Annotated in this window: 28 protein-coding genes; 14 read left to right on the top strand and 14 right to left on the bottom strand. The window is 60.6% G+C overall.

The annotated features are described in order from the left end of the window. From J7302_RS14030 to J7302_RS14020, 3 genes are all read left to right on the top strand, one after another. Positions 1 to 816 (top strand): glycoside hydrolase family 19 protein (locus J7302_RS14030; RefSeq protein ID WP_394359088.1); only part of this gene is annotated, 816 nt, incomplete at its 5' end. After that, positions 816 to 1,658, top strand: a complete 843-nt coding sequence (locus J7302_RS14025; RefSeq protein ID WP_215375451.1) for an XAC2610-related protein — start codon at positions 816 to 818, stop codon at positions 1,656 to 1,658. The genes J7302_RS14030 and J7302_RS14025, both read left to right, overlap by 1 nt. Positions 1,659 to 2,734: 1,076 nt before the next feature. Next, positions 2,735 to 3,643, top strand: a complete 909-nt coding sequence (locus tag J7302_RS14020; protein WP_215375448.1) for a DMT family transporter — start codon at positions 2,735 to 2,737, stop codon at positions 3,641 to 3,643. 66 nt (positions 3,644 to 3,709) lie between these two features. On the opposite strand, the gene cysK is transcribed toward J7302_RS14020, so the two are convergent. Further along, on the bottom strand, positions 3,710 to 4,684 hold the full coding sequence (gene cysK / locus J7302_RS14015; protein WP_215375443.1) for a cysteine synthase A: 975 nt from the start codon (positions 4,682 to 4,684) through the stop codon (positions 3,710 to 3,712). Between the two features lie 220 nt (positions 4,685 to 4,904). On the opposite strand from cysK, the gene J7302_RS14010 reads away from it, so the two are divergent. The 3 genes from J7302_RS14010 (at position 4,905) to J7302_RS14000 (ending at position 7,468) form a co-directional block, all read left to right on the top strand. Continuing rightward, positions 4,905 to 5,750 carry an AAA family ATPase gene (locus J7302_RS14010; RefSeq protein ID WP_215375440.1) on the top strand — a complete coding sequence of 282 codons (846 nt, stop codon included), beginning with the start codon at positions 4,905 to 4,907 and terminating at the stop codon, positions 5,748 to 5,750. A gap of 109 nt (positions 5,751 to 5,859) precedes the next feature. Then, on the top strand, positions 5,860 to 6,255 hold the full coding sequence (locus J7302_RS14005; RefSeq protein ID WP_215375437.1) for a GFA family protein: 396 nt from the start codon (positions 5,860 to 5,862) through the stop codon (positions 6,253 to 6,255). A 34-nt stretch (positions 6,256 to 6,289) separates the two neighbouring features. Then, complete coding sequence (locus J7302_RS14000) at positions 6,290 to 7,468, top strand: vWA domain-containing protein (protein ID WP_215375434.1); 1,179 nt, start codon at positions 6,290 to 6,292, stop codon at positions 7,466 to 7,468. Between the two features lie 107 nt (positions 7,469 to 7,575). On the opposite strand, the gene J7302_RS13995 is transcribed toward J7302_RS14000, so the two are convergent. From J7302_RS13995 to J7302_RS13965, 7 genes are all read right to left on the bottom strand, one after another. After that, positions 7,576 to 7,809, bottom strand: coding sequence for a YMGG-like glycine zipper-containing protein (locus J7302_RS13995; protein ID WP_251702057.1), 234 nt, complete (start codon positions 7,807 to 7,809; stop codon positions 7,576 to 7,578). A gap of 5 nt (positions 7,810 to 7,814) precedes the next feature. Next, a complete protein-coding gene (locus J7302_RS13990; RefSeq protein ID WP_215375431.1) occupies positions 7,815 to 8,195 on the bottom strand; it encodes a hypothetical protein in 381 nt (126 codons plus the stop codon). 585 nt (positions 8,196 to 8,780) lie between these two features. Then, positions 8,781 to 9,452, bottom strand: coding sequence for a dioxygenase family protein (locus J7302_RS13985; protein WP_215375426.1), 672 nt, complete (start codon positions 9,450 to 9,452; stop codon positions 8,781 to 8,783). A gap of 570 nt (positions 9,453 to 10,022) precedes the next feature. Further along, entirely contained in the window at positions 10,023 to 10,547 is a 525-nt protein-coding gene (locus J7302_RS13980; protein WP_215375423.1) for a DUF2937 family protein, read from the bottom strand. Positions 10,548 to 10,566: 19 nt separating this feature from the next. Further along, a complete protein-coding gene (locus J7302_RS13975; protein WP_215375420.1) occupies positions 10,567 to 11,340 on the bottom strand; it encodes a class II glutamine amidotransferase in 774 nt (257 codons plus the stop codon). A gap of 3 nt (positions 11,341 to 11,343) precedes the next feature. After that, positions 11,344 to 11,790 (bottom strand): HIT family protein, encoded by a 447-nt coding sequence (locus J7302_RS13970; RefSeq protein ID WP_215375418.1) that lies wholly within the window; start codon positions 11,788 to 11,790, stop codon positions 11,344 to 11,346. A 68-nt stretch (positions 11,791 to 11,858) separates the two neighbouring features. Continuing rightward, positions 11,859 to 12,344: an MFS transporter gene (locus J7302_RS13965; RefSeq protein WP_215375416.1), complete on the bottom strand. Its 486-nt coding sequence runs from the start codon at positions 12,342 to 12,344 to the stop codon at positions 11,859 to 11,861. Positions 12,345 to 12,448: 104 nt separating this feature from the next. Between J7302_RS13965 and J7302_RS13960 the strand changes: the two genes are divergently transcribed. Then, entirely contained in the window at positions 12,449 to 14,485 is a 2,037-nt protein-coding gene (locus J7302_RS13960; RefSeq protein ID WP_215375413.1) for a S9 family peptidase, read from the top strand. On the opposite strand, the gene J7302_RS13955 is transcribed toward J7302_RS13960, so the two are convergent. After that, positions 14,486 to 14,800, bottom strand: coding sequence for a hypothetical protein (locus J7302_RS13955; RefSeq protein ID WP_215375411.1), 315 nt, complete (start codon positions 14,798 to 14,800; stop codon positions 14,486 to 14,488). Between the two features lie 138 nt (positions 14,801 to 14,938). Between J7302_RS13955 and J7302_RS13950 the strand changes: the two genes are divergently transcribed. Together J7302_RS13950 and J7302_RS13945 are read left to right on the top strand one after the other, a co-directional pair. After that, the gene (locus J7302_RS13950) at positions 14,939 to 15,313 is read left to right on the top strand and encodes a YajD family HNH nuclease (RefSeq protein ID WP_215375409.1); all 375 of its coding nucleotides are present in this window, start codon (positions 14,939 to 14,941) and stop codon (positions 15,311 to 15,313) included. 201 nt (positions 15,314 to 15,514) lie between these two features. After that, on the top strand, positions 15,515 to 16,195 hold the full coding sequence (locus tag J7302_RS13945; RefSeq protein WP_215375407.1) for a type 1 glutamine amidotransferase domain-containing protein: 681 nt from the start codon (positions 15,515 to 15,517) through the stop codon (positions 16,193 to 16,195). A 120-nt stretch (positions 16,196 to 16,315) separates the two neighbouring features. Here J7302_RS13945 and J7302_RS13940 read toward each other — a convergent pair whose 3' ends face one another. The 5 genes from J7302_RS13940 to rnd all read right to left on the bottom strand — a co-directional run bounded on the left by J7302_RS13940 (position 16,316) and on the right by rnd (position 20,661). After that, entirely contained in the window at positions 16,316 to 17,539 is a 1,224-nt protein-coding gene (locus J7302_RS13940; protein ID WP_251702056.1) for a M61 metallopeptidase family protein, read from the bottom strand. Positions 17,540 to 17,614: 75 nt separating this feature from the next. Next, a complete protein-coding gene (locus tag J7302_RS13935) occupies positions 17,615 to 18,064 on the bottom strand; it encodes a YcgN family cysteine cluster protein (protein ID WP_215375404.1) in 450 nt (149 codons plus the stop codon). 196 nt (positions 18,065 to 18,260) lie between these two features. Further along, complete coding sequence (locus J7302_RS13930) at positions 18,261 to 19,193, bottom strand: D-2-hydroxyacid dehydrogenase (RefSeq protein ID WP_215375402.1); 933 nt, start codon at positions 19,191 to 19,193, stop codon at positions 18,261 to 18,263. Then, the gene (locus J7302_RS13925; RefSeq protein ID WP_215375400.1) at positions 19,193 to 19,486 is read right to left on the bottom strand and encodes a YcgL domain-containing protein; all 294 of its coding nucleotides are present in this window, start codon (positions 19,484 to 19,486) and stop codon (positions 19,193 to 19,195) included. Before J7302_RS13925 ends, J7302_RS13930 begins: the two co-directional genes overlap by 1 nt. A gap of 47 nt (positions 19,487 to 19,533) precedes the next feature. Next, positions 19,534 to 20,661: a ribonuclease D gene (rnd, locus tag J7302_RS13920; RefSeq protein ID WP_215375398.1), complete on the bottom strand. Its 1,128-nt coding sequence runs from the start codon at positions 20,659 to 20,661 to the stop codon at positions 19,534 to 19,536. A 135-nt stretch (positions 20,662 to 20,796) separates the two neighbouring features. On the opposite strand from rnd, the gene J7302_RS13915 reads away from it, so the two are divergent. The 5 genes from J7302_RS13915 (at position 20,797) to J7302_RS13895 (ending at position 25,601) form a co-directional block, all read left to right on the top strand. Next, positions 20,797 to 21,858 carry an SMP-30/gluconolactonase/LRE family protein gene (locus J7302_RS13915; RefSeq protein WP_215375396.1) on the top strand — a complete coding sequence of 354 codons (1,062 nt, stop codon included), beginning with the start codon at positions 20,797 to 20,799 and terminating at the stop codon, positions 21,856 to 21,858. A gap of 170 nt (positions 21,859 to 22,028) precedes the next feature. After that, positions 22,029 to 22,496, top strand: a complete 468-nt coding sequence (locus J7302_RS13910) for an Lrp/AsnC family transcriptional regulator (protein ID WP_215375394.1) — start codon at positions 22,029 to 22,031, stop codon at positions 22,494 to 22,496. A gap of 231 nt (positions 22,497 to 22,727) precedes the next feature. Next, positions 22,728 to 23,918, top strand: coding sequence for a cystathionine beta-lyase (gene metC, locus J7302_RS13905; RefSeq protein WP_215375391.1), 1,191 nt, complete (start codon positions 22,728 to 22,730; stop codon positions 23,916 to 23,918). A 97-nt stretch (positions 23,919 to 24,015) separates the two neighbouring features. Continuing rightward, positions 24,016 to 24,870: a sulfurtransferase gene (locus J7302_RS13900; RefSeq protein ID WP_215375388.1), complete on the top strand. Its 855-nt coding sequence runs from the start codon at positions 24,016 to 24,018 to the stop codon at positions 24,868 to 24,870. Between the two features lie 251 nt (positions 24,871 to 25,121). Next, positions 25,122 to 25,601 carry a hypothetical protein gene (locus J7302_RS13895; RefSeq protein ID WP_215375385.1) on the top strand — a complete coding sequence of 160 codons (480 nt, stop codon included), beginning with the start codon at positions 25,122 to 25,124 and terminating at the stop codon, positions 25,599 to 25,601. Positions 25,602 to 25,728 lie beyond the last annotated feature (127 nt).

Genomic DNA, 25,728 nt, shown 5'->3' with positions numbered 1-25,728 from the left:
CTTTACCGGGATAGCAAATGGGATGCCCTGGACGATGTACTGGGCCATACCACCTCGGCACCGATACTGAACTGGATGGCGGAGAAAGAGCGAATAAGGAAATTGGCGTGGTGGGCGGAAGTGGCGGCTCGGGGGATATTTCCTGAAAACGGAAAGGTTTATCACCTACAGCCAATTGGACTGAAGTTAGCGCCACATCAAGAGGAATCACTATTGGTAACCAGGGAACAACTATCTCTAATCATGAAATCAGCATCTGGAGAGACTATAGATAAGTATCTATTACCAATAAATAAAGCCATGGCGATTTTTGAGATAAATAGCCACCTTAGGATTTCTCACTTTCTAGCCCAAGTCGCTCATGAGACTGCCGAACTGAAATACTCCGAAGAACTCGCTTCGGGCTCAGCCTACGAATGGCGAGAAGACCTTGGAAATACACAAGCAGGAGATGGAAGGCGCTTTAAAGGCAGAGGGCTGCTTCAGTTGACAGGCAGATCTAACTACGAAGCATGCGAGAATTACCTAGCAGCCTTGAATATGGTGACAGATATAACGTCCAGCACAGAAATGGCAAAAAGAGTATCTGACTCTCCTGAAATATCAGCTTTAGCCTCTGGATATTTCTGGTCAAAAATCAAACCAAGGATAAACGAGGCGGCCGATATAGATGATCTTTACTGGGTGTCCGTCTATGTAAATGGATGGGCTCAACAATCCAACCCTTACTATCCCAATAGAGAACTTGAACCAAACCACATGAGAGAGCGAGCCGCAATGCTCGCCAGAACAAAAGAGATATTGGCAATTAAATAATGAAGTCAAAAATAGCCTACTCAATATTGCTATACCTACTCTCTAGCCTAGCCTGTTCCAGCGAGCAAAAAATTAGCGAAACCATATTCTATAGAGGATTTATTGCTCGCCACCCGATAAGTATGAAGTTAACGTTTATCGAAAATCAAGTGAAAGGCAGATACATTTACAACAAATATGAAAATCCTATCAACCTATCTGGAAAATATAGAACAAAAAAGCTTGAGCTAAGTGAGGCGGAGGGAGTTAGCTTTATCTTGAATGAAAACAATGGCTGGTTCTCTGGAGTATGGAGCGACGGTACATCATCTCACAAGGCTAACCTGGCCCCTTCATCAAAACCATTGCGAGAAACCATAAGATCCATATCAGTAGCAGCAGACGAAGTGGAAATAATTTTTACTGAAGGGATGAGTCAGAAAATCTCAATATCAAGTGCAGAGGGCTTGCCAAAATTAGAGTTTGAGGACTTTAATTTTGATGGATACCCTGACATGAGAATACTTGCCGTCTCTGGAATTCCCAATTCCTCATACATTAACTACGAATACGACCCAATAAAAAAGGCATTCATCTCATCACGCAATGAGATTAAAGAAATAAACAACCCAAGGGTCATGCACCTCAGGCGCACTATTATGGGATTCAGCAAGGGTGGGTGCTGCGACTATAAATACATCTTGATTTCGAATGATATCCACACCGTGGCTGAATATGATTATATTAAAGAATCAGGCTATATTGAGAACACCTTCCCTAAAGCCGCCTCACCCCAACGAAAAACAATTTCAAGATCTGAGTTTGAATATTATGTAGAGCTGTACAATTCAAGACTTCCTTAGATCTTTCCCAGAAGCCATTGTTTGACAAATCGATTACCGCGAGCAGTTTTCTAGCCCACGCCCAATCCATTGCTCAACTGATTATCTACTACGAGAGCGAGTGGTATTACCGGAATAGCAAATGGGACGCCCTGAACGATGTACTGGGCCATACCACGTCGGCACCTATGCTGAACTGGATGGCGGAGAAAGAGCGAATAAGTAAATTGGCATGATGGGGAGATGTGGCAGCGAAGTGGATATTCGCCAAGTACCGGGAAAGCTTATCACTTGCACCATCTTGGAATGGCGGTGAATTTTGATAAAAAGCATGTTGTAACGGTTGAAATGCTAGCTAGAGCTGAGCCAACCAATACAGCGAAATACCACCAAGAAATTGCTTGGCCACTGAATGAATTTTACAATATTTTTCAAGTAAATACCCCAACTAGGGAAGTTTGTTATTTTTTGTGGTTTTGCTGTTTTCCTGTCAGTTGGTTTTCGCCGGTGACCGCTATGTAGGTATGGCTGATACGTTATCCGAGGAGGATGAGGACGTATATATAAGCCGCTCACTAGATACGGGGCCTACTCCTAATAATCAGGATGGGCCGGTGGATTCAGTATGTGCAAGTGATAACTCATCGCCAAAGCATGGATATTTGGTCATCGGGCAAAGCTCGCCGAAATCAAACAGAAGCTATTGGACTAACCAGACGGCCCTCTAGCGTCGATTTCGAAAGAAACATGATCAGGGCGCGTACTACATAGATCAATAACCACGCCCCCACTCAAATTGAAATCGAAACCAACCTCTCCGAGTCGGAGTGCGCCAGCTACCACGGCTTCAACGATGTCTGCAGCACCAAGTGGGTGGCGAGCCTGAGCAAGAGCTTCTGAGATCGGGCCGCTCCCAGGGCTCTGCTGCTTTGTAGGCTGTGAGGGCGATCTCGATCGCCAAGGGGTACGAAGCAGCCGCCTTGAGCCACGCGGGGCATCACAGCGGAAAACTGTGCCGCCAATTTGAAGGCAAGTTGTAGATTGCGCCGCCCGCCGGGCGGCGTCATCGTGCGCGCTCCCCCTGCAAGGAGCGTCCCATGAAACCCGCCGATCTCATCCGCCTGCTCAGCCTCGCAGCCATCTGGGGAGCCAGTTTCCTGTTCATTCGCCTGCTGGTGCCGGATATCGGCGCCCTGCCGACAGCCTTTCTACGCGTACTGCTCTCCAGTATCGGCCTACTGGTGATTCTCGCCGTGCTCCGCAGCCAGTGGGATTTTCGCGGCAAACTGGGCAAGACCCTGGTGATCGGCATCGTCAGCTCGGGTGTGCCTGCCGCCATGTACGCCCTGGCCGCGCAAGTGCTGCCGGCTGGATATTCGGCGATCTTCAATGCAACGACGCCATTAATGGGTGTCCTGATCGGCGCGCTGTTCTTCAGCGAGAAGCTGACCGGCGCCAAGGCTGGTGGTGTGTTGATGGGGCTGGCCGGGGTCGCCGTGCTGACCCGGACGGGTCCGGTGGCGTTTGACCAGGATCTGCTATGGGGCGCTGCCGCCTGCCTGCTGGCCACCACCTGCTACGGCTTCGCCGGCTTCATGACCAAGCGCTGGATCACCGAGGCCGGCGGCATGGACAGCGGCCTGGTGGCCCTCGGCTGTCAGATCGGCGCCACATTGTGCCTGGTGCCGGCTTTCGCCTGGAACGCCCCAGCCATGCCACTGACACCGCTGCTCGATATGAAGGTCTGGCTGTCGCTGGCAGCGCTGGGTTTCGTCTGCACCTCGTTCGCCTACATCCTCTACTTTCGCCTGATCGCCAATGTCGGGCCGGTCAAGACCATGACGGTCACCTTCCTGATTCCGCCCTTCGGCGTGTTCTGGGGCGTGCTGCTGCTAGACGAATCGCTGTCGATGGCCCACCTGCAAGGTGGTGTGTTGATTGCGTTGGCGTTGTGGCTGGTGCTCAAGCCGGCGCCGGTAGCGGCGGAGACTGCACGCTCGGTTTAGGGACGAAGGGATCAGCGATGTGCAACCCCTCAGGTGCCGAGCGACGCCTGAGGGGCTGTCTCGGTCTTACTGCTGCAGTTCCTGTTCGCCGAACAGACCGTCGAACAGCATGCTCGACAGGTAACGCTCTCCCGAGTCGGGCAGGATCACCACGATGGTCTTGCCCTGCATCGATGCATCCTCAGCCAGGCGTACGGCAGCTGCCATGGCTGCGCCACCCGAAATCCCGCTGAGAATGCCCTCTTCGCGCATCAGGCGAAGGGCCATGGCCTTGGACTCGTCATCGTTGACCTGCTCGACCCGGTCGACGATGGACAGATCGAGGTTCTTCGGCACGAAGCCGGCACCGATCCCCTGGATCTTGTGCGGGCTGGGCTTTACCTCCTCACCCGCCATGGTCTGGCTGATCACCGGCGAGCTGATCGGCTCCACCGCCACCGACAGGATCGGTTTCCCGCAGATCTTCTTGATATAGCGAGAGACACCCGTAATGGTGCCGCCGGTACCGACCCCCGCGACCAGTACATCGATGGAGCCATCAGTGTCATTCCAGATTTCCGGGCCGGTAGTCTTTTCGTGGATCGCCGGGTTGGCCGGGTTCTCGAACTGCTGCAGCAGCAGGAACTGTTCGGGATTGGCGGCCACCAATTCATTGGCTTTCTCGATGGCACCCTTCATGCCCTTGGCTGGCTCGGTCAGCACCAGCTCGGCGCCCAGCGCCTTGAGCACTTTGCGACGCTCCAGGCTCATCGAGGCGGGCATGGTAAGCACCAGCTTGTAGCCGCGCGCAGCCGCGACGAACGCCAGACCGATACCGGTGTTGCCGGAGGTGGGCTCAACGATGGTCATGCCCGGCTTCAGACGGCCAGACTCCTCAGCGTCCCAGATCATGCTGGCGCCAATGCGGCACTTCACCGAATAGGCCGGGTTACGGCCCTCTGTCTTGGCGAGGATACTCACGCCCTTGGGCCCCAGGTGGTTGATCCTGACCAGAGGCGTGTTGCCGATGGATTGTGAATTGTCAGCGAAGATACGGCTCATGGCGGATTCCTTCTCATGCCGGAAAAACGCCAAGCCTATGTCGGCGCCAAGGGGAGCGTCCAGCGTATTGGTGCCTGCAGTCGCGAGGTGACCCACCATTCAGTGACTGAATGAAGGTTCTGCGTTCACAGTCGACCGGCGCGCAAGTTATAGTCAGGTTTTTCCCAAATACTGAACCGCCCGGTTTCGTGCCGAGGCGCCCGAGTTCGAGGATTCCCTGATGAAGTTCGAAGGCACCCAGTCCTACGTCGCCACCGATGATCTGAAGCTCGCGGTGAACGCCGCCATCACTCTGCAGCGCCCGCTGCTGGTCAAGGGCGAACCGGGTACTGGCAAGACCATGCTGGCCGAGCAACTGGCCGAGGCCTTCGGCGCCAAGCTGATCACCTGGCACATCAAGTCCACCACCAAGGCACACCAGGGCCTGTACGAATACGATGCCGTGAGCCGCCTGCGCGACTCCCAGCTCGATTCCGACAAGGTCCACGACGTTCGCAACTACATCAAGAAAGGCAAGCTGTGGGAGGCCTTCGAGGCTGAAGAGCGCGTCATCCTGCTGATCGACGAAATCGACAAGGCCGACATCGAGTTTCCCAACGACTTGCTGCAGGAACTCGACAAGATGGAGTTCTACGTCTACGAGACTAACGAAACCATCAAGGCCAAGCAGCGCCCGATCATCATCATCACCTCGAACAACGAGAAGGAGCTGCCGGATGCCTTCCTGCGCCGCTGCTTCTTCCACTACATCGCCTTCCCGGATCGCGAGACCCTGCAGAAGATCGTCGACGTGCACTACCCGAGTATCAAGGCCGAGCTGGTTTCCGAAGCGCTGGACGTGTTCTTCGACGTGCGCAAGGTGCCAGGCCTGAAGAAAAAGCCCTCCACCTCCGAGCTGGTGGACTGGCTCAAGCTGCTGATGGCCGACAACATTGGCGAAGCCGTACTGCGTGAACGCGACCCGACCAAGGCCATCCCGCCGCTGGCCGGCGCCCTGGTGAAGAACGAGCAGGACGTGCAGCTGCTCGAGCGCCTGGCCTTCATGAGCCGCCGCGCCTCCCGCTGAAGCTGAACAATCCATCACCGTAGGAGCGAGCTTGCTCGCGAAGCCGTCCGCCCATGTTCGCGAGCAAGCTCGCTCCTACGAGACAAGCGTATTTGGAGGGGGTGTAGCCATGCATAGCGGCAGCTGCCTATGCGGTGCAGTGAAATACGAGATCGACGCACCGATCAGATCAGCCACCCATTGCCATTGCTCCATGTGCCGCAAGGCCCACGGCGCGGCATTCGGCACCTACGGCAATGTCCGCCGCAAGGACTTCCGCTTCACCCAGGGGCAGGATTCGGTGGCCGAGTTCCACTCCTCGCCTGGGGTGACCCGCACCTTTTGCAAGCACTGTGGCTCGACACTGCAATGGTTTAGCGAACAGCCTTATCCCGAATGGCTCTCCGTGGCCTTGGGCACCCTGGACACACCGCTGGGCGAGATTCCGCAGAAGCATATCTACCCGGAATCCAAGGCCGACTGGTACGCCATCGCCGACGGCCTGCCGCAGGAGCCACGCTCCTAGCGCTTCACACAGATAAATAGATGAGGGTGCAGCCATGCTGCTCAACCTGTTCAACGAAATGCGCGCGGCCAAGGTTCCGGTCTCGGTGCGCGAGCTGCTCGACCTGATCAACGCGTTGAAACACAACGTGGTGTTCGCCGATATGGACGAGTTCTACTTCCTCGCCCGCACGGTCCTGGTCAAGGACGAGCGCCATTTCGACAAGTTCGACCGCGCCTTCAGCGCCTACTTCAAAGGCCTGGAGAAGCTCGACGATTATCTCCAGGCACTGATCCCGGATGAATGGCTGCGCAAGGAGTTCGAGCGCATGCTGACCGACGAGGAAAAGGCGCAGATCCAGACCCTGGGCGGCCTCGACAAACTGATTGAGGAGTTCAAGAAGCGCCTGGAGGAACAGAAGGAGCGCCATGCCGGCGGCAACAAGTGGATCGGCACCGACGGGACCAGCCCCTTCGGCTCCGGCGGCTTCAACCCCGAAGGCATCCGCGTGGGCGACGCTGGCAAGCGCCAGGGCAAGGCAGTCAAGGTCTGGGACCAGCGCGAATACAAGAACCTCGACGACCAGGTGGAACTCGGTACCCGCAACATCAAGGTCGCCCTGCGCCGCCTGCGCAAGTTCGCCCGCGAAGGCGCTGCGGAAGAACTCGACCTCGAAGGCACCATCGACCACACCGCCAAGGATGCCGGCCTGCTCAACATCCAGATGCGCCCCGAACGGCGCAACACGGTGAAGCTGCTGCTCCTGCTGGACATCGGCGGTTCGATGGATGCCCACGTGAAGGTCTGCGAAGAGCTGTTCTCGGCCTGCAAGACCGAGTTCAAGCACCTGGAGTACTTCTACTTCCACAACTTCATCTACGAATCGATGTGGAAGAACAACTTGCGCCGTACCTCGGAACGTACCGCCACCCTGGACGTACTGCACAAGTACGGCCCGGACTACAAAGTGGTCTTCGTCGGGGACGCCGCCATGGCACCCTACGAAATCACCCAGGCTGGCGGCAGCGTCGAGCACTGGAACGAGGAGCCGGGTTACGTCTGGATGAAACGCTTCATGGAGAAATACAAGAAGCTCATCTGGATCAACCCCTACCCCAAGGACACCTGGAACTACACCGCCTCCACCAACATCGTCCGCGAGCTGATCGAAGACCGGATGTACCCGCTAACACTGAGCGGACTTGAAGACGGGATGAAGTTCCTCTCCAAATGAAAACGGGCCCTGCGGGGCCCGTGTTTGTTTAGGGGTTCTGGCGTTGCTTTACGAGGCAATGCGCGGTTGAACGGGCTTGCCGATGCAGGCGGGTCCGTGCCCTACACCTATTTCTGCTGTTTGCTGCCTTTGATGTTGCCGGCAACCCCGCCGGCGACGGCACCGATCGCCGCGCCGGTCCATCCACTGCCGCCGGCGATCGCAGCAATGCCGGCGCCGGCCGCAGCACCGATGGCCGCGCCGCTCATCGTCCCCTGCTGCTGGGGGGTCATCGAAGTGCAGCCAATCACACTCACAGCAGTGAGGGCTGCGGCAATTGATAGGAACCGCTTCATGTTCATCTCCGCTACCTATTCTGCTGCAGGCCAGGCAAGACCATCTCAAACCAGATGGTCTCGATGACGGGTCGTTTCACACGGTCGGGATTGGAGGCGTACCACTGGTTTAGCCCTTCGCGCACACTGTCGAGCGTGTGACCCTTCAGCCCTCTGCTGAAACGCGGGATCAAGCTCTGCTCATCAGACGGCGGCTTCGCCTCATAGTAGGCCGCCTCCACCTGGTAGGCGTTGGCGATGCCGATGAGATAGGCCTTCTTCAGTTGCTCCGACGACTGCATCCATTGCTCGCCGGTGATCATGGGCACCTCGCCGGCACGGGCATTTCCCGATGCCGTCGCCAGGGTCAAGCATGCTGCCAATGCCAGCATGCCCAATCGCAATATCCGCATCGTCTCCCCTCCTCACTAGACTGAGCCTCGACACCTAAGCGTAGCCTGCACCGGCAGCCCTGCGTCGCCTCACCGGATAGCGCTTCGAACCAGTCGAGAACACCGGATTTACATCGCGCTCCCGCCGGGCCCAGATGGCAATGCCAAGGCGAAAGCCCGGGCTACTGCAGTCAACGAGAGACGATACTGGTCAGGTGTTGATGTTCGATGCGGTAGGGCCTACGGAGGGGAGTGACAGCCTGGCTCATTCGTCCCCTGCTCGGAAACGACAATTTAACCAAGAGCGTATCCCCCTTCCTGGCAACAGCAAGTCTAGTCGAGGGCATACCAGACGTCAGAAAGAGGAACGGGGAAAGCCGTTCTTGGCTGGTTCGTCATTTAGGTACCTGCAGCGGCACGCGCAGCCAAGACTCGTCCATCTGTCTCCGCTCTCTGCCGATCGTGCCTACGACGTGCGTTGGCCAAACCGACCACAAATGGGCGTCAGGAAAGTAACTTGAACAACCAACGGGGGCTCAGTCGTCTCCGGGCCAAAGTGCAGAAGGGGCAATCGCATCATCCGCAACCGGTCGCCAAAGGAGCCGACTAAAATCCCCTCGCAAGTACGACATCAAAAACACCACGCCGCACCTTGCCATCCTGTTTCAAATCAATCACCAGCGATGGTTTCAGGCCCGCCCAGGGATCGTCGGCAATGAAGGGGTCGCCCTTGAAATAGAGCTGCGTCGTAACCGGCACATGCAGCGATTCCATGACTCGCATGTGGATGTGCGCGGGGCGCGTCATACCCGCATATTTCTCGAGCCCCGGGAGATTGGGCGGGATCGGGTATCGGCCAGGCACAATCGTCTCGATCTCGTATTGCCCCTTTTCATTCGTGTACAGCATTCCCCGCAAGTTGAAGGTTCTGGCCTCGGTGAAATTGCCTGGCTTGTTGGTGTCATATAAGCCAGCCGCATTCGCTTGCCACACTTCAATCAGTGCTCCGGGGAGGGGCATAGCGCAGTCAGAACTGAACACCGTACCTGTCAGGACGAGCCTGTCACCGGGTTCACCGAGGCTTGCCAGTTGGGTGCGAAAGGGAGCCCCGAACCGATAGTACGGACCGATGATATCGGATTGCGTGGGATGACAGAGTTGCTTGGCAGCCAGTATGGGCCGAGCCAGAAGTGCGCTTCCTACCATCACCGCACTCCCCTGCAGGAACACCCGCCGAGGAATGGCCACAGCCGGATTAACAATCGGCGCCTTGCTCATGCTTGCCTCCTGTTCGGATATTCGCCCGCGATAGACAAATACGGTTAAGCGGCATGTCATGTAACGAATCGGGTTGCGATGGCGTGCCGTATGACGTTCCTGGCCGTCCTGCTGTCCTTATCTAGCCTAGAGCCGGTGGTGGCAAACGCGAATTTACCGAGTGAAATTGCCTCGTCAGGTGATCCGTGATTCGGCGCGTGGTGAGAAGGTTGCCCAGTCTTCCCTCACCCCCGCGCCTTTCCCGCGGGGAGAGGAGAGACTCGTGTCGGATGCCGATCAGTACATCGAAGCATCCGTAGAATGTGGTTGAGCGCAGCGATACCCTTTTCCACGGGTGAGCTGCCTGGCGGTTTGAAAACAGGCCCTGCTGGACGCGTTCTGGCAGGTTAGCGCTAGCTTTCGCCAGAAATAGACTCTCGAGCGAAGAGCCTAGTAGGAGCGAGCTTACTCGCGAAAAGGTCCGGTTCGCGGGCAGGCTCGCTCCTACCCTGAATGCAGCCAGTAGCAACACTTGACTGGGGCAGAGCCAATTCATTGGCTCCGATAGGACATTGCCCACAATCGCCCGGCTCAGCGCCAATGCCGTTCCTGCACTTTGCGGCTACGCCCGCCGCTGATGGCCCACCCCAGCAGCACAAATTGACTTTCGACCAGCCAGGCCAGCAATAGCCCGGCGCCAAGGCCCCAGGCAATGGCCCCGGGCGCCAGCAGCACCTGATAGTTGTAAGCAGCCAGGGTTTCCTTGCGCAGTTCGGGGTCGGCGCCGAGCACAACATGCCAGGCGCGCAGATACCAGGGGCCCTGCATGGCCCGCCACTCCCGCTCCAGCAGCTGGGCTCGGCTGACGAGGCTGGACACGCTCTGGGCATCGTTACGCATCACCGGGTCGTCGCTGACCCGATAATGGGCTACCAGCGCATCCAGGTCACCCTTGAAGAAGCGCTTGGCCGTTGCGCGAAAGCCCTTCAGGCCCTGCTCCGCCTCCAAGCGATGGGCCTCGACACGCTTGGCGTAATCGTCGATGAAACCGGGCACCTGCACCCCGACCAGCAGGCCGAAGGTGAACAGGATGAGGCGCAAATAGCTTCTGAACATTCCCTGTCCTCCTCGGGACTCAGGTTTGACCCTGGGCAACGATTTCGCCACGGCGCCAGAGGATCCACTCGCCCGGCTGGTAGAGCGACCAGGTTTCGTTGTCAGTCAGAGGCTCGGTGGCGATGACGGTCACCACATCGTTCGGCGTGGTCTCGGCCTGGAAGTCGACGGTCAGGTCGGCATCCTTGAGCCGTGCGGGACCGAAAGGCGCACGGCGGGTGATATGAGCGAGCTTGGTCGAGCAGAAACTAAACAGCCAGTCGCCGTCGCTGAGCAGGCAATTGAATACGCCCTTCTGACGGAGTTCGAAGCAGACCTGGACCAATACAGGCAGCAGGATCTCCGCCATCACCGGCCCCGGAAAGGCGCCCCGGACCCGATTCAACAGGTTGCAGAAAGCGGCCTCACTATCGGTATCGCCCACCGGCCAGTAGAACCCCTGGGGCGGCTCGAAGCCCTCCAGTTGGCCGTTATGCGCAAAACACCAGTTGCGCCCCCAGAGCTCCCGGACGAAGGGATGGGTGTTGGACAGGCAGACCTTGCCGACGTTGGCCTGGCGGATGTGGCCGATCACCGTTTCGCTCTTGATCGGATAGCGCTGCACGAGCCGCGCCACCTCAGATTCGACGCTGGCGGCCGGGTCCTGGAACAGCCGCAGCCCGCGGCCTTCATAGAAGCCGATCCCCCAACCGTCACGATGCGGCCCGGTGCCACCTCCGCGCTGCATCAGGCCGGTGAAGCTGAAGACGATATCGGTGGGGACATTGGCGCTCATGCCAAGCAATTCGCACATGGTTCAGGACTCTAGCTTCAAGGCATTCTTCAGTTGTTCGGCTTCACGCTCCAGCCGTGCTTGCAGCCTGTCCCGACCAAACGGCAGGAAACGCGTGAAAGCCCGCCAGAGCAGGCCGACGAGGTCGCCTCGCTCCCGCGGGATCAGGTGCAGGTGCAGATGGGGCACATGCTGGTTGGCGGCCGGGCCGTCGTTGATCAGCAGGTTGATGCCGTGCCTGCCATAGCCGGCCCATTGCAGCGCCTTACCGATCTTGTCGGCGCAGGCCAGCAGGCGTTCGCGGGTATCGACGGAAAGGTCTGATAGGCGGGGAGCATGCTCGCGCGCCACGATGAGCACATGGGCCGGGCGAAGTGGGTAGATGTCGAGAAGCACCAGGAAGTGCTCGTCTTCATACAGCAGGTGAGTCGGCAGTCTGCCGGCGGCGATGGCGCAGAACACGCAGTCCATGGGCGTTCCTTTTGTTGGATGGCTCATGCTGAACGCGTAAGGAAGCGGGCGCAATAGCGCCCGCTGTGTCAAAGCCTCGGCTCGATGCGCAAACGACGATCGCCGTTCTCGTCGATGCGGGTATCCACGCCGGGCGCGTGGTCACGCTCCTGCATCATTTCACGCAGCGTGGGCTCACCGTCGGCCTGATCAGCTGCCTGGCGCTCAGCACGGCGGGCGTGGAGCTTTCGCTCGATCGGCCAGCGCAGGCTGGCGAACACCAGGTAAAGGGTTAGGCCGATGATGCTGTACATGGTCAAGTCCAGCGCGGCCTTCCAGGCGTTGTTGCCGACCTTGAAGATCAGATCCAGGGCTGTGATGGCGATGGCCGGGGCGAAGAGATCCTTCGCCGGGTCGACGATCGTAGGCGTCAGCAACAGCACCGCCACCAGCAGCCGCAGGGGCTCACGCAACCAACGCCACATCCAGCCGGTCAGGCGGAACCAGACCAACAGGCAGCCGAGTGCGGCGAGTCCGTAGGCGGCCCAGGCGAGGAGATAGTCGTTTTCAGTCATTGGCGTCCGTGGCATGGCTGGCAAAAGGGCGCTTATGATAACGGCTTTTCCTGGCTCCGGCGCCCCCGCCGACGTCCGGAACCTCCCTGCCCTCGAGAGTACACATGCCCGAAGCCCCCATTGCCCGTATCGAACCCGGTGACGACCCCTACCGCTGGTTGGAACAACGTGACGCCCCGGAGGTACTTGCCTACCTGGAAGCAGAGAACGCATGGATGGAGTCCGAACTGGCCGGGCAGGCGGAGCTGCGCGAAAACCTGTTTCAGGAGATCAAGGGCCGCATCCGCGAAACCGACCTGTCGCTGCCCGTGCCATGGGGCCCCTGGCTCTACTACCAGCGCACCACCGCCGGCGACGAATACCCACGCCATTACCGCTGCCCGCGCCCTGCAGACGGCAGCCTGACAATCGACGTCGGCGCAGAGCAGCTGTTGCTGGACCCCAATGAGCTGGCGGCCGGTGGCTTCCTCTCGATCGGTGCCTTCAGCATCAGTCCGGACCACGCCCGCTTGGCATACAGCCTGGATACCAGTGGCGATGAGGTGTATCAACTGTTCGTCAAGGAGCTGGGCAGCGGCGAAATCCATGCCCTGCCCTTCGAGCACTGCGACGGTAGCATGACCTGGGCCAACGACAGCCAGACCCTGTTCTTCGGCGAGCTGGACGAGACCCACCGACCCCATCGCCTGCATCGCCATCGCCTGGGCAGCGCAACCGCCGATGCAATCTTCGAGGAGCGCGACGGTCGATTCTTCCTGAGCTGCTACCGCGCGAGCTCCGAGCGTCAGTTGATCCTGCTGCTGAACAGCAAGACCACTAGCGAGGCGTGGGTGCTGGATGCCGACACGCCGGAGGCTGAATTCCGCTGCCTGGCGCCACGGGAGGAAGGCCACGAGTATTACGTTGACCACGGCAAGCTGGCAGGCGACTGGCACTGGTTCATCCGCAGCAACCAGACCGGTATCAACTTCGCCCTGTACCGGGCCGCCGAAGCCACACCGACCCGCGAGCATTGGCAAGAGCAGATCGCCCACAACGAGGCGCGGATGCTTGAAGGCGTCAGCCTCAACGTCGGCGCCTTCGTTCTAAGCCTGCGCGAAGGCGGCCTGCCGATCATCGAAGTGCACCCCGAAGGCGCATCCGCCTACCCTGTCCAGCTGCCGGATGCTGCCTACAGCCTTTACGTCCAGGACAGCCTGGAGTTCGACAGCCCGGTGATCCGCCTGCGCTACGAGGCGCTCAATCGTCCGGCGCAAGTGCGTCAGCTGGAACTGGCTGGCGGCGCTCAGCTGGTGCTCAAGGAAACTCCGGTCGAAGGTCCCTTCGATGCCGACGCCTACGTCAGCCAGCGCCTCTGGGCGACCGCAGTCGATGGCACGCGCATCCCCATCAGCCTGGTCGCTCGGCGCGAAGTGCTGGGCACGCCTGCGCCGCTTTACCTCTATGGCTACGGTGCCTACGGTGAGAGCCTCGACCCCTGGTTCTCCCACGCCCGCCTGAGCCTGCTGGAGCGCGGTTTCGTCTTCGCCATCGCGCACGTCCGCGGCGGCGGTGAGTTGGGCGAGGCCTGGTACCGTGCGGGCAAGCTGGAGAACAAGACCAATACATTCGGCGACTTCATCGCCTGTGCCGAGCATCTGATCGCCCAGGGCTACACCACTGCTGCCCAGTTGGCTGTCAGCGGTGGAAGCGCGGGTGGCCTGCTCATCGGCGCGGTGCTCAACCAGCGCCCTGAGCTGTTCGCTGCCGCCATCGCCGAAGTGCCTTTCGTCGACACCCTCAACACCATGCAGAACCCCGACCTGCCCTTGACCGTCACCGAGTATGACGAATGGGGCGACCCCGCCGAACCGCACGTTTTCGAGCGGATTCGCGCTTACGCCCCCTATGAGAACGTACGTGCCCAAGCCTATCCGGCCCTGCTGGTGGTGGCCGGCTACAACGACAGCCGGGTGCAGTACTGGGAAGCTGCCAAATGGGTGGCCAAGCTGCGCGCGACTCGGACCGACGATCATCCACTGCTGCTCAAGACCGACCTCGGCGCCGGCCATGGCGGCATGAGCGGCCGCTACCAGGCACTGCGCGATGTGGCCCTGGAATACGCCTTCCTGATCAAGGTACTGGGCCTGCCGCAACGCTGATCAGGGGTTGCCGGTGGAGGTCCCCAGCCCTTTGCCATTGCGCTCCTGGCGCTCCTCCAGCAGCGGGATCGAGCCGTCCCGCTGCTCCAGGGAATCGTTCAACCGACGCAGGCTCTGGGAGTCGTTCTTGAGCATGGGGGGATTGCCACGTTGGGGGGCCGGCGTCGTCACGGTGCGCGGTGTCACCTTCGGGAACGGCTGAGGCGTTGCGCTGCCGGGCCTCGCCCCCGGCACCGACACTGGCTGCTGCGCCTGAGCGACGCCCACCAACAGCGCCACGAACGCCAGCGCACAACGAATGGATTGCTTGATCACAAGCCGACTCCCGAGCGTTGAACTTTTGTTCAGTCTAGGCCCGCCATCCAGATTCTTAGCGGCCAAGCGACGGGTAGCCTGCGATCTGCCGAGCGGGGTCTAGACTTTCTTCAGGCCCCGGTCGTTGGAGCACAGTGAATGGGCAGCGATAAGCCGACATCCTCTCCGAGCAAGCTGGACAGGCTGCTCGAAGAAGAGCGCAAGCGTCGTGAGCACAGTTACCGCGAGCAGGCGCTGAAGCTCTACCCCTGGGTTTGTGGCCGTTGCGGTCGCGAATTCAGCGGCAAGCGCTTGAGTGAACTCACCGTCCACCATCGCGACCACAACCATGACAACAATCCACCCGACGGTTCCAACTGGGAGCTGCTCTGCCTTTACTGCCATGACAACGAGCACTCCCGCTACACCGATCAGCAATGGCACAGTGAAGAACAACCCGGTGCCCGCCCGGCCCCGCGCACCACCTACAAGGCTTTCGCCGCCATCGGCGACCTGTTGAAGAGCAAGGAATAGCCTGGCAACTGGCCATTCGGTAATAGACCGTTGAAGAACGCAGGCGAGGCAGGCAAGACAAGGCAGAAACGGCCGAAAAAGCGGAGTTTGCGTGCTGTACATGAACCTTTGAGACGCCGCGTCCCGGACCGGTTTTAACGCAGCATTGCCAACGCAGGCAGTTTTCCAACGGCCTGCAAACGGATCCGCAAGGAGATCACAATGAAGATCCTGATGGTACTGACCTCCCACGACCGCCTGGGCGACACCGGCCACAAGACCGGTTTCTGGCTAGAGGAATTCGCCGCCCCCTACTTTGCGTTCCGCGATGCCGGCGCCGAGGTGGTGCTCGCCTCGCCTCGAGGCGGCAAGCCGCCGCTGGATCCGAAAAGCGATGACCCGGCCGCGCAGACCGCGGCCACGCAGCGCTTCAACGAGGATGACGAAGCCCGTCGAGTGCTGGCCAATACCTTGAGGCTCGACACACTGGTGCCGTCCGATTTCGACGCCGTGTTCTATCCCGGCGGCCATGGCCCGCTCTGGGACCTGGTCGACGACCCCCACTCCATCGTGATGATCGAATCGCTCTACGCCGCGGGCAAACCTGTAGGCGCTGTGTGTCATGCCCCGGCCGTCCTGCTCAACGCCAAGGCCCCGGACGGCGCGCCGCTGGTGCAGGGCAACGCCGTGACCGGATTTGCGAACTCGGAGGAAATCGCAGTGGGGCTGGCAGAGGTGGTGCCCTTCCTGCTCGAGGACGAGCTCAAGGCCCAGGGCGGCCACTATTCCAAGGTTGCAGACTGGCAGCCGCACGTGGTGGCTGACGGCAACCTGGTGACCGGTCAGAACCCTGCCTCATCCGAACCTGCGGCCGCGGCCTTGCTGGAGTTGCTGAACCGGTAATGACACAGCAGATCCAGGTAGCCTTTGTTGGAGCGAACTTGCTCGCAAACGGGCGCGGCTGGTTGCCTTCGCGAGCAAGCTCGCTCCTACGAGGAGTCGTACGACCAGGTATCGCGCGGTTTACCGCAGCAGCTTGGTTCCCAGCACTTCGGAGCTGCCACCGATCAGGTTCTCGCTGATCTGGATGAAATCCTTGGTGCTGGCCTTGTCCAGGCGCATCAGGCCGCGGGTGACATCGTCCACCGAATGTTTGCCATCGGTCTTCAGGCGAATTTCCTTGTCCAGGTCCTGCAACAGCAGCACCGCACGTGCAGTGAGCGGCCCGCTGGCATGCTCATCGCGCAGGGACTCGACCTTGCGGCTCCACTGCCCCAACTGCTTGCGGATCAGCGCATAGCGATCATCGCTGAGGCCACCGGCGCGGCGCATCAACTCGATGGCGTAGTACTCAGCGATGCCTTCGCTGATCCAGTCGCTGCGGTCTGTATCCCGGATACGGCTGAACACATGGACCAGCTCATGCAGCAGTGAGCTGGTGCCGTTCTCGCTCACCAGCGGCCGCGCCGAATGCATGAAGAAGGAATTAGGTGCAGACAGCCCGCCTCTCCACATAGGGTCGTTGGCGCCGACGATGAGCAACTTGCCCGGCTCACGCGGGAAAATCTCCTGTGCATGGGGCCAGACGAAGGTCAGCAGCGTCAGGATGTCCATACGGCGCATCCCCTCACCGACCGGCGCGCTGACTGTGATGTCGGTATTGCCCAGGGTGGCGCGCCGGCTGCCAAGCTTGCCGGCCAGAATCCAGCCAGTGGGGCGATCGAAGAGTCGCTCGGGGTTATCAATGCGAAAGCGGTTCTTTCCTATCCGCGGCCATCCGGTTTCGACCGCTTTCCAATCCTTGGGCAGCTCGACGGTCATGCGGGAGACCAACTCGTTGCCCTCGACCAGGTCCAACCGGGCACTGGGCACCAGGTCATCGCCGCGCAGCAGGGCCCAATCAGGCGTCATACGGGCGTCGAAGCGACCGTCTTCGCGCGGGTGGCTGATTCGCACCCGGTAACTCAGGCTGGCCTTGCCGGCAGCGGGCGTCCAGGTGCCGTGGCCTGGGTCTTCTTGCTGCCAACTCCCGGTAGCCTTGAAGTCGCTGTAATAGCCCTTGTCGCCAAGGTCGAAGCGGAGGTGACGCACCGCTTCCCCTTGCTCCAGGGTCAGGCTGACTTCGGCCTGGTCGCTCTCCGGCAAAAAACGAACCTGATAGTCGAGATCGACCCGCTTGGCCGCCAGTAGTGGCGCACTCAGAGTCAGCAAGGCAGTGGATAGCAGCAACTGGCGAGGGGCGAACATCGAGGAAGGTTTCCTTAAGGACATGACGGTCAATCCCTGAGACTCGGTTGGCGGCGGTTTGATCCCTGGGCGGAATCAACCCGCGCGAAAAATCAGGTAATCCTCCCAATCGTCTTCCGCGACGCTGTTTTCGCTCAGCATGCGTCCAGACTGAGAGATGCCCGCCTTGTGCACCGCTTCCGGGTCATTGCAGACCAGTGGATGCCATGGCGGCAGGTCTTTGCCCTCGGCCACGAGGCGGTAACCGCAGGTAGGCGGCAGCCAGCGGAACTCATCGGCCTGGGCTGGCGTCAGCTGGATGCAATCGGCGACGAACTGGCGGCGGTTGGCGTAGTTGGTGCAGCGGCAGGTATTGAGGTCGAGCAGCTTGCAGGCGACGCGCGTGTAATAAACGCTGCCATCGTCCTCATCCTCAAGCTTCTGCAGGCAGCAGAGGCCGCAGCCATCGCAGAGGGATTCCCACTCCTCCTGATCGAGCTGGTCGAGGGTCTTGCGCTTCCAGAAGGGTTCTACTTTGGCGGCCATGGCATGAGGACAACGATAAAGGGGCGCGTAGTCTAGTCGTGCTGAGGGTACGGGCCAAGCATAGCTGACCGTTGGTTACGGATGATCGGACAACTCCATCACGGAGCTGGAACTACCCTGCAGGAGCCAGCTTGCTGGCGAATGCCGTGGATGCGGGCTTCGCCAGCAGGCTCCCTCCTACGACGGAGTCTGCCGTTCAATAACCACGCTTGAAATCCACCGTGCCCCGCAGGGGCTCAGCGGCATGGAACCGACGCAGGTTATCGATGAACAACCGTGCCATGGCGCTGGGCAAGGTGGGCGCCGAGCTATGGCCGGTCAGCAGCAGGTTGGGCGCGGTCCAGAAGGGATGCCAGGTGGGCAAGGGCTCTTCGCGGCATACGTCTATTACCGCGCCGGCCAGTTGTCCTGCCTCCAGAGCCGCCACCAGGTCGGCATCCACTACCGCGACACCGCGGCCTGCATTGATGAACAGTGCGCTCGGACTCATCCGGGCAAATAGTCCGGCGTCATAGACATCGCGGGTTGCCGGCGTGTCCGGTAACAGGTTGACCAGGTAATCCGCCCAGCCAGCCTGCTCGACAAGGGCGTCCAAGCTGTGGACCTGCTCGAAAGGCTCCAGCGGACGCGGTTCGCGGGCGATGCCATGTAGCTCGACCCCGAACGGTGCGAGAAAACCCGCCACGCTCTGGCCGATGTCACCGCTGCCGACAATCAGAACTCGCTTGCCCTCCAGGCTGCTGGGCAGGCGGTTGTCCCAACGCTTCTCACCCTGGCTGGCAACCCGTGACAGCAATTGCCGCTCATGGGCGAGGATGTAACCAAGCACATATTCCGCCATCACCTGACCGAAAATGCCCACAGCCCGGCTCAGCCGGTAGTCGTGCGGGAGGTCGGCAGCCAGCAGTGGGGTGATGCCGGCCCAAGTCGACTGGGCCCAGTCAGGCTTGCAGCCGTTGCGCAGCAGTTGGGCAAGCAAGTCCGGCTCCCCCAGCCAGACCGGGCATTGCCCGGCAATAGCGAGCAGGTGCTCGACCTCGCGCCCCGCATGTAGCTGCAAGCCGGGCTCCGCTGCCCGTAACAGGTCGGCGTAGAGCGCAAAGTCGTCTTCGGCGATCAGGACATTCATCAGATTGGGTCGTTCATCCGCAGCAGTTCTTCCGGCAGGTGCTCGATGTACTCCTCCTCACCCGGCGGCATCTGCAGGTGGAAGCCCTGCTTCTCGATATTCTCCAGCACCTTGGCAATATCCTCGCGGGCCAGATTGCGCTCGGGCGTAAGCACCAGGTCGAAGGCATGCACGGGAGCACCGAAAGCGGTCAGCAGCGCTTCAGGCACCCGGGTCAGGGCTTCGCTCCTGTCGACGTAGAGGTACATCTCGTTCTTGCGCGGACTTTTATAGATGGAGCAGATTCGTTTCATGTTCAGGCTCGCGGGGCATACCGTGCCATTTGGCACGGCGAAGTCAATCATTGGTTTGAAGCAGCCAGCGTATCCAGCAACGCCTGCCCCATCAGCTCACGGCGCCAGCCCTTCAGGGCATCGGGCAACTGATAGGGTCCGTTGGGGAAACCCGTCTTGAGCAAGGCCTCGAGATGTTTCTTGCGCAGCATCAGCTCAGGTGCCATGCCCAGCCGCTCAGCCTCGGCCTGGCCGACCGCACGCAGTGTCTTCAGCAAGCCCGACGCCTCTGGCGGCAATGGCTCAGGAATGGCCTCCGGCCAGTCGGCCGGTGGCGTTTCGGCAGCCTCTCGGATCAATTTAAGCAACGTATTGCCGTCCTGGCGCACTGTCCGCGGGTGCATATCGTCGATGCGTGCCAAGGCCACCAGGTTGTCCGGTTGGAACCGCGCAAGGGGCCATAACGAGTGTTCACGCAGTATGCGGTTGCGTGGCATATCACGCAGGCGAGCCTCGATCTCACGCCAGGCGCAGAGTTCGCGGAGCACGGCGAGCTGGGCGCGGGACAGTTTCCAGGCGAGCTTCGCTTCGCGATACAGCTCCTCGGGCACTACTTCTCGGCGCAGGTTGGCGATCAGCTCGGCGCCATCCTCCAGAATCCACGACAGTTTCGGCTCTACGAGGCGCGGCGCCAGGGCTGCATAGAGCTCCGCCAGATGCTGGGCGTCTTCGGCGGCATAGCGCACTTGCATCTCGGTCAGCGGACGCTGCAGCCAGTCGGAACGGGTTTCGTCCTTCGGCAAGTCGATGCCCAGGACACTCTGCACCAGGCGCGAGTAGCCCATCGAATAGCCGATGCCGAGGTAGCCCGCGGCCAGCTGGGTATCCAGCAAGGGTTGCGGCAAGGCCCCCGTCAGGCGCAGGAAGACCTCCAGGTCTTCACTGCAGGCATGCAGTACCTTGAGCACGGCGCTGTTTTCCAGCAGCGCGGCAAAAGGCGCCCAGTCGCCGATCAGCAGAGGGTCGATCAGGTAGGCCCGCTTGCCGTCTCCGACCTGGATCAGACCGGCCTTCGGGTAGAAGGTGTCGACCCGCATGAACTCGGTGTCCAGGGCCACGAAAGGCAGGCGCTGCCACTCGGCGCAATAGCTCGCCAGCTCAGCGTCGTCGCGTATCCAGGTAATGTCGATAGCCACAGGGCTCTCCTTGAATCAATGGCGCGCAGTATATATCGACCCTGGCAATTGCTGAGCATTCGCGGCTTGCCGCATTTTCTTGCGCTCCCTATCCTGCGCGCGCCTTGTCCGACAAGATCCATTAAAGGGAATGCCATGAAGAAGCTTCTGGGCCTGATCGGCCTCCTCGCCGCCGCCCTGGCGATCTACCTCGCCGTCACCCCCAGCCCCATCGACCCGCTGGCCTGGCAGGCACCTCAAGCGCCACTGATGACCGGCCCTCTAGAGCCCAACGACACCTTGATGAAGGCCGACCTACTGGCCAAGGGGCAGATCCACGGACCGGAAGATACCGCCGTCGACGCCCAGGGCCGCACCTATGCCAGCCTGCACGACGGGCGGATCGTGCGCATCACCGCCGACGGCACTCCGGAAACCTTCGTCGAAACCGGCGGACGCCCGCTGGGCATGGACTTCGATGCCGCAGGCAACCTGATCGTTGCAGATGCATACAAAGGCCTCCTGCGCCTTGCCCAGAGCGGGAAAACCCAGGTCCTGGCCACCGAAGCCGACGGCGTGCCATTCCGCTTCACCAATGACCTGGATATCGCCCGCGACGGTCGCATCTACTTCACCGACGCCTCCAGCAAGTTCCAGCAGCCGGACTACCTGCTCGACCTACTCGAAGCCCGGCCGCACGGCCGCCTGCTGCGCTTCGATCCGGCGACTGGCAAGACCGAAGTCCTGCTCAAGAACCTCTACTTTGCCAACGGTGTGGCGCTGTCGGCCAAGGAAGACTTCGTACTGGTCAACGAGACCTACCGCTACCGAATCACCCGCTTTTGGCTGAGCGGCGAGAAGGCGGGCACCCAGGACGTGTTCATCGACAACCTGCCGGGCCTTCCGGACAACCTGCAGGGTGACCGCCAGGGCACCTTCTGGGTCGCCCTGCCCTCGCCACGCAAGGCCGACGCCGACTTCCTGCACACCCAGCCGTGGCTGAAAGCCCAGCTCGCCAAGCTTCCGCGCATGTTCTGGCCCAAGCCGGTTACCTACGGCCTGGTGCTGGCCATCGATGAGAACGGGCAGATCACCCAGAGCCTCCACGACGCCAGCGGCAGCCACCTACGCATGATCACCTCAGCCAAACCCGTGGGCGATTACCTCTATATGGGCAGCCTGGACAACGACCGGATCGGGCGGCTGAAGATTCATTGAGACCTATCGTAGGAGCGGGCCTGCTCGCAAAGAGCCCTGCGCTAGCGTATTCGCGAGCAGGCCCGCTCCTAGAGGTCTTACAGGTCCACGCGACTTCGATCGCGCCGGTCCTTATGATGTCGGGAATCATCGATTAGCCCCGCCCGCAGCGACCAGCACGGACCCGCGCCATGGACAAGAAAGACCTGCAGATACTGAGCCTCCTGCAGCAGGACGCATCGATCTCCCTCGCCGACCTCGCGGAGGCCGTGAACCTTTCCCCCACACCGTGCTGGCGTCGCCTGCAGCGGCTGCGCGAAACAGGCGTTATCCATAAGCAGGTGGTGCTCTGCGACCCCGAACAGCTGCAACTGGGCGTCACAGTCTTCGTCACCATTCGCACCAGCCGCCACAGCGATGACTGGACCCGGCAGTTCGTCGAGGGCACGCGCGCGATACCCGAGATCGTCGAGATCTACCGCATGAGCGGCGACATCGACTATCTGCTGAAGATCGTCGTCCCCGACATCAAGGGCTACGACGCTGTCTACAAACGGCTGATTCGCGTCGCGGACCTGTCGGATGTCAGCGCCGGCTTCTCCATGGAAGTGATCAAGCACACCACGGCCCTGCCGATGGGTCACCTGAGCCAGAGCTGACGACGCTGCATGACGCCCCTCCATCGCCGATCAGGCTATTCGATCAGTGCAAGACAGGCGTGCAGGAAAATATTTCCTCTAGATATCAGTCCCGTAGGATATTTTTCTATTGGCTCGCCTTACTCCTGCTATGAACGCAAACTTTTTCTCACGATACTTGCGTAAGGTTTGCCCTATCAGAGCGCCTGCGTACAACCCGCCACAAAGCGCTCGAATCAAGACTTTGCAGGCATGAGGAACACCCAAGTGGACGACCGGAAACTTCATATTGAAACGCTGCTGGCCCATGAGGGCCGCGAGCGGGGCCAGATCGGCGGCACCGTCAACACCCCGGTCTACCGTGCCTCCACGCTGCTGTTCCCCACCGTCGAAACGCTGCACGCACAACACGGCACGCTCAATACCTACGGCCGTCACGGCAACCCCACAACCCGCTCACTGGAGCAGGCGCTCTGCCAGCTGGAGGGCGCCTATGGCGCCATGCTCACGCCCAGCGGCCTGAGCGCGCTGACCACCGCCCTGCTGGCAACGCTGCAACCAGGCGACCACCTACTGATGACCGATTCGGTCTATGACCCGACGCGAGCCTTCTGCGACGAAACCCTGAAGCGCTTCGGCATAGAAACCACCTACTACGACCCGCTGATCGGCGCCGGCATCGCCGACCTGATCCGACCCAATACCCGCGTGGTCTTCGTCGAATCTCCCGGCTCCTTGACCTTCGAGGTTCAGGATATACCGGCTATTGCTGACGCGGCTCACGCTCGTGGAGCACTGGTCATGCTCGACAACACCTGGGGCACTCCCGCGCATTTCCCATCCTTCAAGCACGGCGTCGACATTTCGATCCACGCGGCCACCAAGTACATCGTCGGCCATTCCGACGTGTTGATGGGCGTGATCATGACCACCGAGGCGCTCTACCCGCGTATCCGTGGCTTCTACAAGCAACTGGGCCTTTCGGTCAGCGCCGATGACGCCTACCTGGCACTTCGCGGCCTGCGCACCCTGTCGACGCGCCTGGAACGCCACCAGCGCAACGCCCATGCCGTGGCCGAGTGGCTATCCGCTCAGCCGGAGGTGGAGCGTCTGCTTTACCCAGCGCTACCTGGCGCTCCGGGCCACGACATCTGGAAGCGCGACTTCACCGGCGCTTGTGGCCTGTTCGGTGTGGTGTTCAAACCCATCACCGAATCCGCCATTCGCGCCATGCTGAATGACATGCAATTGTTCGGCATGGGCTTCAGCTGGGGCGGCTTCGAAAGCCTGATCCTGCTCACCCGACCGAGTTCGCATCGCACCGCCACCACCTGGAATGCAGAAGGCCCACTAGTGCGACTGCACGTCGGCCTGGAACATCCCGACGACCTCATTGCCGACCTCGAAGCCGGTTTTCAGCGCCTGCGTGCAGCGCGCGACTGAGCAATCCCGCGGGTAAGAGCATGCGCAGCAACGCGACTTACGCTGCGCACCTCCCTATGATGTTGGTTACGGTCAACTTCCCGACAAGGAACACACCATGTCGCTCGCGCAACTCATCAGCCCTGAACAGCTCAACGCCCGCCTGCATGAACCCGGCCTGGTCGTCCTCGACTGCCGTTTCGCACTCGAAGACCCCGCCTATGGCCAGCGCAGCTACGCCGAGAGCCACGTCCCCGGCGCGCTCTTTGCTGACCTGGAGCACGATCTCTCCGGTCCGGTAAACAAGGGAGTAACCGGCCGACATCCCCTGCCCGCCGCCACAGAACTCGTCGAGAAGCTGCGCGCCTGGGGCGTTAGCGCCGACAGCAACATCGTCCTGTATGACGATGGCCCTGGCGCCTTCGCCGCCCGCGCCTGGTGGCTGCTGGCCTGGTTGGGCAAACGGGACGGGGTATTCCTCCTCGATGGGGGACTGAAGGCCTGGCGTGATGCCGGTCTGTCGCTGACTGCCGTGCCGCCGACCATCAAAGCAGGCGACTTCCAAGGAGAACCGGATGCCAGCCTGCTGGTGGACGCACAAGGCCTGCAAAGCCTGCTTGGCCAAAGCGACCTGACCTTGCTGGACGCCCGCGCACTGCCACGCTTCAAGGGCGAAGTCGAACCCATCGACCCGGTGGCCGGGCATATCCCAGGAGCGCAATGCGCCGCCTTCACCGACAACCTGGGCACAGACGGCCGGTTCCTGCCCGCCGCGCAGCTCAAGCGACGCTTCGCTGCCCTGCTTGGAGAGCGCCCGGCTAACGATCTCGTGGCCTACTGTGGCTCTGGCGTAACCGCCTGCCACAACCTCTTCGCCCTTAGCCTGGCCGGCTACCCCCTGGCGCGCCTGTATGCCGGCTCCTGGAGTGAGTGGATCACCGATCCGTCCCGGCCGATGACCACGGGCGAGTAGGCTTGCATCCAAATCCTGCCTGTGGATGTGAATGAATTCGCCTCGACAACAGCGACGCAAGCTGTAAAGCACAGCCAGCTATATAGACAATAACCAAAAGCCTTAAACGGTTTAAAAACAGTCCTTTACAGCCGACATATCGCACTAGACTTGAAATTGAGCGGCTAACCCCGCTCCCGGCGGGGCCTTCACGATAACGATGAGAAGCTGCCAAACGCCCCGGTCCCGCCGGCAATCTCCGCGAGGGCTATATGGGAATTGCCGCCAGCGACCTCTGTGAACTAGTCATCCGTCCGACGCTCCTCTACCTGCGCCGCCCCTCCCCTACCGCCGAAGCCCTGCTACTGGGCGCCGCTGCCTGTCAGTCGGCGCTCGGCAGTGCACTCGACGACAAACTCGGCCGTGGCCTTTATCGCATCAGCGATGAACGCCACCAATGCCTCTGGGACCAGCACTTGGCGCACGACCCCGACCTGGCCAGCCAGGTGCGCGGCCTGGCCAGCCAGCACGCGTTCCTCGCCGCACCGCACCTAGAGCTCACGGTCAACCTCCGCTATGCCACGGCCATTGCCTGGATGCTGGTGGAGTCGAGCATCCTGGTCATGCCCGCCGCCGATGACCTGATCGGCATGGCCATGGTCTGGCGCCAGGTATTTCGCCCGGACGGAAGCCCCCGGGAGTTCCTCGATGCCTGGCGGGATCATGTCAGCGGGCTGAGCCGCGTAGCGTGAAATCGTTCACTGACCGATCAGTCAGAAAAGCATTCACTCTGGCGAAATACACGATCGAAGACGATAACTACGTTTTTGTCCTACAATCCAACATTATTGCGTAGTTTGGCTACAAACTCCGAGCTGG

The organism is Metapseudomonas boanensis (assembly GCF_018704125.1).
In the GTDB taxonomy this organism is placed as follows: Bacteria; Pseudomonadota; Gammaproteobacteria; order Pseudomonadales; family Pseudomonadaceae; genus Metapseudomonas; species Metapseudomonas boanensis.
This window is presented reverse-complemented; position numbering and strand designations above follow the sequence as displayed.